Source organism: Microbacterium sp. (genome assembly GCF_051953575.1).
Classification (GTDB): Bacteria; Actinomycetota; Actinomycetes; order Actinomycetales; family Microbacteriaceae; genus Microbacterium.
Map to the genome: position 1 here is coordinate 1 of NZ_JBQCIP010000212.1, position 8,099 is coordinate 8,099.

10 protein-coding genes and 1 pseudogene are annotated in these 8,099 nt (G+C 71.2%); 3 read left to right on the plus strand and 8 right to left on the minus strand.

Annotated elements, in window-relative coordinates; all coding sequences use genetic code 11:
- On the minus strand, positions 1-271 hold a 271-nt coding region (locus ACTHNQ_RS12945; protein WP_440333943.1), incomplete at its 3' end, for a class I SAM-dependent methyltransferase.
- A gap of 74 nt (positions 272-345) precedes the next feature.
- On the opposite strand from ACTHNQ_RS12945, the gene ACTHNQ_RS12950 reads away from it, so the two are divergent.
- Complete coding sequence (locus tag ACTHNQ_RS12950) at positions 346-948, plus strand: 3'-5' exonuclease (protein WP_440333945.1); 603 nt, start codon at positions 346-348, stop codon at positions 946-948.
- Positions 949-1,003: 55 nt separating this feature from the next.
- Positions 1,004-2,332, plus strand: coding sequence for a DNA recombination protein RmuC (locus ACTHNQ_RS12955; RefSeq protein WP_440333947.1), 1,329 nt, complete (start codon positions 1,004-1,006; stop codon positions 2,330-2,332).
- A 24-nt stretch (positions 2,333-2,356) separates the two neighbouring features.
- Here the strand turns inward: ACTHNQ_RS12955 and ACTHNQ_RS12960 are convergent, their stop codons facing one another.
- Both ACTHNQ_RS12960 and glpX read right to left on the minus strand, forming a co-directional pair.
- Positions 2,357-2,569, minus strand: a complete 213-nt coding sequence (locus ACTHNQ_RS12960; RefSeq protein WP_026305661.1) for a hypothetical protein — start codon at positions 2,567-2,569, stop codon at positions 2,357-2,359.
- 144 nt (positions 2,570-2,713) lie between these two features.
- Positions 2,714-3,703: a class II fructose-bisphosphatase gene (gene glpX / locus ACTHNQ_RS12965; RefSeq protein ID WP_440333950.1), complete on the minus strand. Its 990-nt coding sequence runs from the start codon at positions 3,701-3,703 to the stop codon at positions 2,714-2,716.
- Positions 3,704-3,892: 189 nt separating this feature from the next.
- Between glpX and fbaA the strand changes: the two genes are divergently transcribed.
- Complete coding sequence (gene fbaA, locus ACTHNQ_RS12970; protein ID WP_440333952.1) at positions 3,893-4,924, plus strand: class II fructose-bisphosphate aldolase; 1,032 nt, start codon at positions 3,893-3,895, stop codon at positions 4,922-4,924.
- A 96-nt stretch (positions 4,925-5,020) separates the two neighbouring features.
- Here fbaA and ACTHNQ_RS12975 read toward each other — a convergent pair whose 3' ends face one another.
- From ACTHNQ_RS12975 to ACTHNQ_RS12995, 5 genes and pseudogenes are all read right to left on the minus strand, one after another.
- Complete coding sequence (locus ACTHNQ_RS12975; RefSeq protein ID WP_440333953.1) at positions 5,021-5,572, minus strand: MOSC domain-containing protein; 552 nt, start codon at positions 5,570-5,572, stop codon at positions 5,021-5,023.
- Between the two features lie 37 nt (positions 5,573-5,609).
- Positions 5,610-6,323, minus strand: coding sequence for an anti-sigma factor family protein (locus ACTHNQ_RS12980; RefSeq protein WP_440333955.1), 714 nt, complete (start codon positions 6,321-6,323; stop codon positions 5,610-5,612).
- Positions 6,320-6,871 (minus strand): sigma-70 family RNA polymerase sigma factor, encoded by a 552-nt coding sequence (locus ACTHNQ_RS12985; RefSeq protein WP_440333957.1) that lies wholly within the window; start codon positions 6,869-6,871, stop codon positions 6,320-6,322. Before ACTHNQ_RS12985 ends, ACTHNQ_RS12980 begins: the two co-directional genes overlap by 4 nt.
- A 98-nt stretch (positions 6,872-6,969) precedes the next feature.
- On the minus strand, positions 6,970-7,611 hold the full coding sequence (locus tag ACTHNQ_RS12990) for a DUF6264 family protein (RefSeq protein WP_440333959.1): 642 nt from the start codon (positions 7,609-7,611) through the stop codon (positions 6,970-6,972).
- Positions 7,608-8,099 (minus strand): annotated as a pseudogene (locus tag ACTHNQ_RS12995) (4-hydroxy-3-methylbut-2-enyl diphosphate reductase); the annotation flags it as partial. The pseudogene ACTHNQ_RS12995 and the gene ACTHNQ_RS12990, both read right to left, overlap by 4 nt.

Genomic DNA, 8,099 nt, shown 5'->3' on the forward strand with positions numbered 1-8,099 from the left:
CGAAGGTCGGCACCCCGTGGACGTTCTCGCGCAGCGCGGCGAGCATCTCGGCATCGGGGTCGATCGCCACGACCTCGGCTCCCGCCTCGACGAGCGTCCGCGTGAGCTTGCCGGTGCCGGCACCGACGTCTGCCGCGCGCAGCGACCGGCCGGGTTCGCGCACGGGCTCCAGCATCCAGTCCACCGCGTCGCGCGGATAGTCGGGGCGACCCGACTGATACGCGCTCGCGGCGGCTCCGAACGACACCGACATCTCTTCGCGGCTGGCCATGATCCGACCCTATGACGACGCGCCGCTCGGCGCGCCTGCGAGCGGATGCGCCGACGCCGGGTGAGTCTGGTGACGTGCCACTGGACTTCACCGCGATCGACTTCGAGACGGCGAACTCCAGCAACGCGTCCGCGTGCGCGGTGGGGCTCGTCCGGGTCCGCGACGGCGAGATCGTCGACCAGACGGGCTGGCTCATCCGGCCGCCCGCCGGGCACGACGTGTTCTTCGAGCTGAACGTGCGCATCCACGGGATCCAGCCTGAGGACGTCGTCGACGCCGCCGGGTGGAGCGATCAGCTCGCCGACCTCGTGGCCTTCGCGGGCGAGGACGTGCTGGTCGCCCACAACGCCGGGTTCGACATGGCCGTCATCAAGCGCGCGTGCGACGCCACCGGCGATGACCATCCCGCCTACCGGTACGCGTGCAGCCTGCAGGTGGCGCGCAAGGTGTACCGGCTCGACTCGTATCGACTGCCGTTCGTCGCGGCCGAGGCGGGCTTCGGCGACTTCCCCCACCACAACGCGACGGCGGACGCCCTCGCGTGCGCGCACGTCATGATCGACGCCGCCCGCCGCCTCGGAGCGGGTTCGATCGACGAACTCGCGGATGCGGCCGGCGTGCGCGTGTCGCAGCTGGCCGCTGCGGAAGCGCCCGCGATCTCGTTCGCCGTCGCATAGCGGATGCCGCGGCCCGGCGCCGCGCGATGTCGGAGCCCCCGGGCACGATGAGGGCATGGACGCAGTCGTTGTCAGTGTCGTGGTGATCGTCGCCCTCGTGCTCGGCGCGGTCGCCGGCTGGGCGATGGGCCTCGCCCGCGGCGCCGCGCGCGCCGCCCGCGACCACGCCGAGCTGACGGCGCGGCTCGCCGGCTCCGAGGCGGCACGGCAGGGCGTGCAGGCACAGCTCGACCACCAGCAGCTGCTGTACCGGGAGCTGGCCGGCCAGGCGCGTCACGATCAGGCCGCGCGCGAGGAGCGCGAACGGCGGGAGCAGTCGGTGCTGCGCGCGCTGGCACCGGTGCAAGAGACCCTCGCCGCGATGCACGCGAAGGTCGACGACCTCGAGCGCGACCGCCACACCCAGTTCGGCACGCTCGCCGAGCAGCTGCGGCGCGCGCACGAGTCCGACGAGGCGCTGCGCGCCACGACCGAGTCGCTGGCCAGTGCGCTGCGCTCGGGCAGCACGCGGGGCGTGTGGGGCGAGACGCAGTTGCGTCGCGTCGTCGAGGCCGCGGGGCTCACCCGGCACGTCGACTTCGATCTGCAGACCTCTATCACGACCGATGCGGGCGCCGGACGCCCCGACATGGTGATCCGCCTCCCCGGAGACAAGGCGATCGCCGTGGACGCCAAGGTGCCGCTCGACGCGTACCTCGAGGCCAGCGCCATCCCGGTGACGGCCCAGGGCGCCGAGGGCGCCCGCCGGCAGAGCCTGCTCGACAAGCATGTCAAGGCGGTCCGCGCGCACGTGGACGCGCTGGCACGCAAGACCTACTGGGCGGGCCTGTCGTCGAGCCCGGAGTTCGTGGTCTGCTTCGTGCCGAGCGAGTCGCTGCTGGCCGCCGCACTCGAGGAGGACCCCGCGCTCCTCGACTACGCGTTCGGCAAGCGCGTCGCACTGGCCTCACCGGTCAACCTGTGGGCGGTGCTGAAGACCGTCGCCTACACCTGGACGCAGCAGGACGTCTCGCAAGAGGCACGCGCGCTGTTCGACCTCGGCAACCAGCTCTACGAACGCCTGGGGTCCCTCGCCTCGCACGCCGACGACCTGCGCCGGGCGATCGAGCGGACGGTCGACAGCTACAACCGGTTCGCGGGGTCGCTGGAGACCCGTGTGCTCGTCAGCGCGCGGAAGTTCCCGGGCATTGATGCGACGAAGCTCGATGCGGTGGGCGAGCCCGCGACGATCGAGAAGAGCCCGAGGCGGCTCACCGCTCCGGAGCTTCTCGAAGAGACGCTTCCCGGGCTGGAGGCGCCGGACACCAAGACGCGAGCGACCACGGCGACTGCAGAACTCGGTGAGGTCCGCAGCCGCATCGCCGCGGCCTCGGAGGAACGCTGACCGCGGTCCGCAGTACGGGACGGCTCAGGCGCCGCCGGGAACGAAGCTCAGCAGCAGGATGACGGCGGCGGAGACGCCGACGAAGGCGCCGATCATCCACCACGCGCTCACTTCGTGGCCTTCATCGCGTCGAACGCGCAGCAGGACGTCGGGACGCCGAGCGGGGTCGATCGCGTTCGCGACTACTGCGTGCGCGCCCGTCTGGGGCTGCGACGAGTCACCGGACTGCGCAGACATCGTCAACTCCTCGCGTCAGGAACACCTTCGTGTCCCCATCGACACCACGTCGATTCTGCCAGAGTTCCCCGGACGCAGTGTCACGAAGTCATCACAGGGGCATCACGAGTCACACCGTTCACACGAGCCACGTGACCCGTACGGTCAGAGCCACTTCGAGACGAGGTGCTCCGACGAGATGCGGCGCAACGTGCCGGATGCGCCGCGCAGCACGACGCTCTCGGTGTAGACGTAGCCGCCCTCGCGACGGACGCCGGCCACCAGCGCCCCGTCGGTCACACCGGTCGCGACGAAGATCGTGTTGCTGCCCTTGACGAGGTCGTCGGCCTCGTAGACGAAGCCGTCGAGCTTCAGACCGGCGTCGATGCCGCGCTGCTTCTCGTCGTCGTCGCGCGCCCACAGCCTTCCCTGGATGTGGCCGCCGAGCGCCTTGATCGCGCAGGCCGTGACGATGCCCTCGGGGCTGCCGCCGATGCCGACGCACATGTCGGTGCGCGCGTTGTGCCGGGCCGCGTTGATGCCGCCCGCGACGTCGCCGTCGCTCATGAGGCGGGTGCCGGCACCTGCCGCCCGGATCTCTTCGATGAGCTGCTCGTGGCGGGGGCGGTGCAGCACAGACACGACGATCTCGTCGACCGGCTTGCCGAGCGCCTTCGCGAGCAGCCGGATGTTCTCGCCGATGGGAAGGCGGATGTCGACGACACCGACTCCCGCGGGACCGGTGACGAGCTTGTCCATGTAGAAGACGCTCGAGGCGTCCAGCATGGTGCCGTGGTCCGACACGGCGATGACCGACAGCGCATTGTTCCGACCGGCGGCGGTCAGCGAGGTGCCGTCGATCGGGTCGACGGCGACATCGGCCTGCGGGCCGCGGCCGTTGCCGACGCGTTCGCCGTTGTACAGCATCGGCGCCTCGTCCTTCTCGCCCTCGCCGATGACGATCGTGCCGTCGAAGTTGACCGTCGTGAAGAAGGCCCGCATCGCGTCGACCGCGGCTCCGTCGGCCGCCTCCTTCGCCCCGCGCCCGATGAACGGCACCGCGCGGATCGCCGCCGCTTCGGTGGCGCGCACCAGCTCCAGCGCGAGGTTGCGGTCGGGGTGCAGAGGACTCATGTCCGCGGTCAGGCTCACCATGCGGTCAGCCTAGCCAGGAAGGCGCTCGATCGGTCGGACTTTCGCACCGACGCCCACGAAGGAATCGCACTTCTTAACCGTCCGTCAGGGACCGGGGTTCCCCGGCCGAACGGGGCAGCGGCATCCGACTCACGAAATCCGGCTTGGGTAGGATTCCTGTGACGCCCGCATCTACTAAAGGGAGCACTCATGCCCGTCGCCACCCCAGAGCAGTACGCCGACATGCTGGATCGCGCGAAGGCCGGTGGCTTCGCGTATCCCGCCATCAACGCCGCCAGCTCGCAGTCGGTCAACGCGGTCCTCCAGGGCCTCACCGAAGCCGGCTCGGACGGCATCCTCCAGGTCACGACGGGCGGCGCCGACTACTTCGCCGGCCACACCGTCAAGGCTCGCGCCACCGGCGCGCTCGCCTTCGCCGCCTACGTGCACGAGGTCGCCAAGAGCTACCCGATCACGGTCGCGCTCCACACCGACCACTGCCCGAAGCCCGCGCTCGAGGACTTCGTGCTGCCGCTGATCAAGGCGTCGGAGCAGGTCGTCGCCGAGGGCGGCAACCCCATCTTCCAGTCGCACATGTGGGACGGATCGGCCGTGCCGCTGGCCGAGAACATCGAGATCGCCAAGGAGCTGCTCCCCCGCCTGAAGGCGATCAACGCGATCCTCGAGGTCGAGATCGGCGTGGTCGGCGGCGAGGAGGACGGCGTCAAGCACGAGGGCACCAACGACGCCCTGTACACGACGACGGGCGACGTCGCACAGGTCGTGGAGGCGCTCGGCCTCGGCGAGCAGGGCCGCTGGATCGCCGCGCTGACGTTCGGCAACGTGCACGGCGTCTACAAGCCGGGCAACGTGAAGCTCAAGCCCGAGCTCTTGGGCGAGATCCAGGCCGGTATTGCGGAGAAGTTCGGCACCGGTCCGAAGCCCCTCGACCTGGTCTTCCACGGCGGCAGCGGCTCGACCGACGCCGAGATCGCCGAGGCCGTCGCCAACGGCGTCGTCAAGATGAACATCGACACCGACACGCAGTACGCGTTCACGCGCTCGGTCGCCGGCTTCATGTTCCAGAACTACGACGGCGTGCTCAAGGTCGACGGCGAGGTGGGCAACAAGAAGGCGTACGACCCGCGCGCCTGGGGCAAGATCGCCGAGTCGGCGATGGCCGCCCGCGTCGTCGAGGCGACGCAGCAGCTCGGCTCGGCCGGCAAGAGCCTCGGCGCATAATCGCCCGAACGCACGCATCGGATGCCTCGGCTCCGACCCTCACGCGGGTCGGAGCCGGGGCATCCGCCGTAGAGGGGCCGTGTCGGGCTCCCACCGTCACTCGGGGTCGATGTATCGGTCCAGCAGCCCCGGCGCACCTTCCGGCCGGTGCACGACGACGATCTCGTCGCCGGCCTGCACGCGGCCGCCCTGCACGACGCGCAGATAGGGGCCGAGCCGGCGCTCGTTCGAGAACCGCTTGACCCAGCCGCGGGCATCCTCGCCGCCGACCCAGCGGGCGAACGTCTGGCACGGCGTACGCGGCATCGTCACCTCGACCTCGACGCGATCGCCGATGCGCCATCGCTCGCCGATGCGCGCGGCGTTGACGTCGAGCCCCTCGACGCGCAGGTTCTCGCCGAACCAGCCCGGCGGCAGCTCCCGGCCGAGCTCGGACTCCCAGAACTCCGCGTCCTCGGCGGCGTACGCGTACAGCGCCTTGTCGAGCCCACCGTGGTGCTTGCGGTCCGCCTGCACGTCGGCGTAGACGCCGTACGGCCCGACGCGGACGGGACCGTCCACGGCCCCCTTGTCGATCGCGGTGACGCCGACCGAGCCGGCATCGGGACGCAGTTGGCGGACCACACACACGGCGACGAGTCGAGGCATCCGCCCATCGTAACGAGCGTCACCGAGCACGGGCCGTTCAGGGCTGTCCGCGCAGCAGGACTCTGCCGTCCGCCATCGCGCGCACCTCGATCGACGCGATCTCGTCCGCGTCGAGGGCGGTGCCCGCCTGCAGGCGGGCAGTCGACCCGGGTCCTGCGCGCCACGACGACAGCTCGCTCGTCGTGCCGTCGGTCGAGGTGACGACGAGCACGTACGGCCACTCCTGCGCGGGCGCGTACGGATCGTCGCTCGGACCGTACGTGCACGTCATGTCGATGCGTGTGCCCCACGCGACGTCCGTGAGCTGAACGGTGGCCGTCAGCGGCACCTGTGTCACGGGCTGCAGGGCGACGATCTCGGCAGGTCGCACGGCCGGCGCGATCAGGGTCGGGACCGCGAAGGCCACCGCGATCGCCACGGCTGCCGCCGCGGCCACCACGCTCCCCCACACGATCGTGCGCCTGCGGCGGGTGATGCGCGCGCCGACCGCCACGAGCCGTTGGCGGCTCGCAGGGTCGGGGCCGGATGCCGTCGCCCCCGCGGTTGCGGTGACACCGTCGAGCAGCGCTTCGGCGCGGTCCGGGGATACGCGGGCGAGCAGACCGAGTGTGGGGGCGAGGTCGGCGAGCGCAGCACGGCACTGCGGGCAGTCGTCCAGGTGCTCCTCGTACAGCCGACGGTCGGCGGCACTCAGCGCGCCGACGACGTAGGCGGCGTCCCAGTCCGCGAAGCGCGCGTGGTCGGCACTCATCGCGTCACCCCCTTCTCCTGCAGGACGAGCCGCAGCGCGCGCAGTCCGTAGTGCAGCCTCGACTTGACGGTGCCGGGCGGGATGTCGAGCTCGCCGGCCATCTCGGCGACCGACAGCCCGCGATAGTAGGCGCGCACGACCACCGCACGGTGCTCGGCCGACAGTGCGGCGAGCGCCTCTTCGACGATGATGGCCTCGAACAGCGCATCGGTGCCGTCGCCCGCGACCCGCTCGGGCACCTCGGCGACGTCGACCTCGCGGCGTCGGTGGGCGCTGCGGGCCTCATCGATCACCAGATGGCGCGCCACGGTGAACATCCACGATCGCGTCGCGGAGGGGTCCTCGCCGAGGATCTTGGGCGTGCGCCAGGCACGAAGCAGCGTCTCCTGCACAATGTCGTCCGCGCCGGCACGGTCGCCGGTCAGATGCACGACGTAGCGCCACAGCGGCGCTGCATGGGCGTCGTACAGCGCCTCCAGCCGCAGTGCGTCGCGCCGCGTCGCCCTGCCGCCGGGGCCTGACCCTCGCTCGAGCCCGGTTCGCGGCATCCGTCACCTCCGCTGAGGACACGAGACGCGTGCCCCGGAGGTTCAACCGAGCGCGCCCTCGTGCTCCCGAGTATGCCGCGGCCGGGTTCGTCGCGGTATCAGCCGCCGGTGGTGCCCAGCAGGGCCTTCACGACGGCGGGGTCGCTCATGAGCGGGATCGCCATCAGCACACCGGTCACGAACGTGAAGAAGATGCCTGCCACCAGCGGGATCCACCAGGTGAGGCGGCCGCGCCGCAGGCTCCACAGCGACACCACGGCGGTCGCCATCCAGCCGAGCGCCAGCACCACGGCGGCGGCGATGCCGAACGGACGCCCGGCTCCGGGGTCCGACAGGGTGGCATCGAGGCCCATCACCGCGAACATCGTCTCGGCGTAGGTGCCGTAGTCCAGGAACGACGGGAACGACGTCACGACGTTGAACAGCCCGTACACGAGCAGTGCGATCGTGATGACGCGGTCGGCCATGCGGGTGCGCACCGGTGCGCCGGCCGGCGGCTGCAGATCCTGCGCCTGCTGCGGCGAGCGGATGCCGGCCGCTGCGGCATCCGCGATCACCGGCGCCGCGGGAGTCGCCGGCTGCTGCCACTCGGGCGCGGGCTGCTGGATGCGGGCGCGCTGCTCCTCGGGGCTGGCGTACTCGCCGTATTGCGGACGGGGTCGCGATGGTTCCGCACTGTCCGGCCGGGGGCGCGGTGCTTCCGCACTCTGCGGCGCGGGGCGCGCGTCGCCGTCGCTCATGCGCGGCTCCGCCCGCCGAGGGCGCGCTCGTCGCGCTTGCCGGTGATGTCCTGGCGCAGCTCCTTCGGAAGCGAGAACATGAGGTCCTCCTCCGCGGTGCGCACCTGCTCGACATCGCGGTACCCGGCGGCGGCGAGGTCGTCGAGAACCTCCTGCACGAGCACCTCGGGCACCGATGCGCCGCTGGTCACGCCGACGGTCTCGACGCCTTCGAGCCAGGCCTGCTCGACCTCGTCGGCGTAGTCCACGCGGTACGCGGCCTTCGCGCCGTGCTCGAGGGCGACCTCGACCAGGCGCACGCTGTTCGACGAGTTCGCCGAGCCGACGACGATCACGAGGTCGGCGTCCTTGGCGACCTTCTTGATAGCGACCTGACGGTTCTGCGTGGCGTAGCAGATGTCGTCCGACGGCGGATCCTGCAGCTGCGGGAACCGCGCCCGCAGGCGGCGGACGGTCTCCATGGTCTCGTCGACCGACAGCGTCGTCTG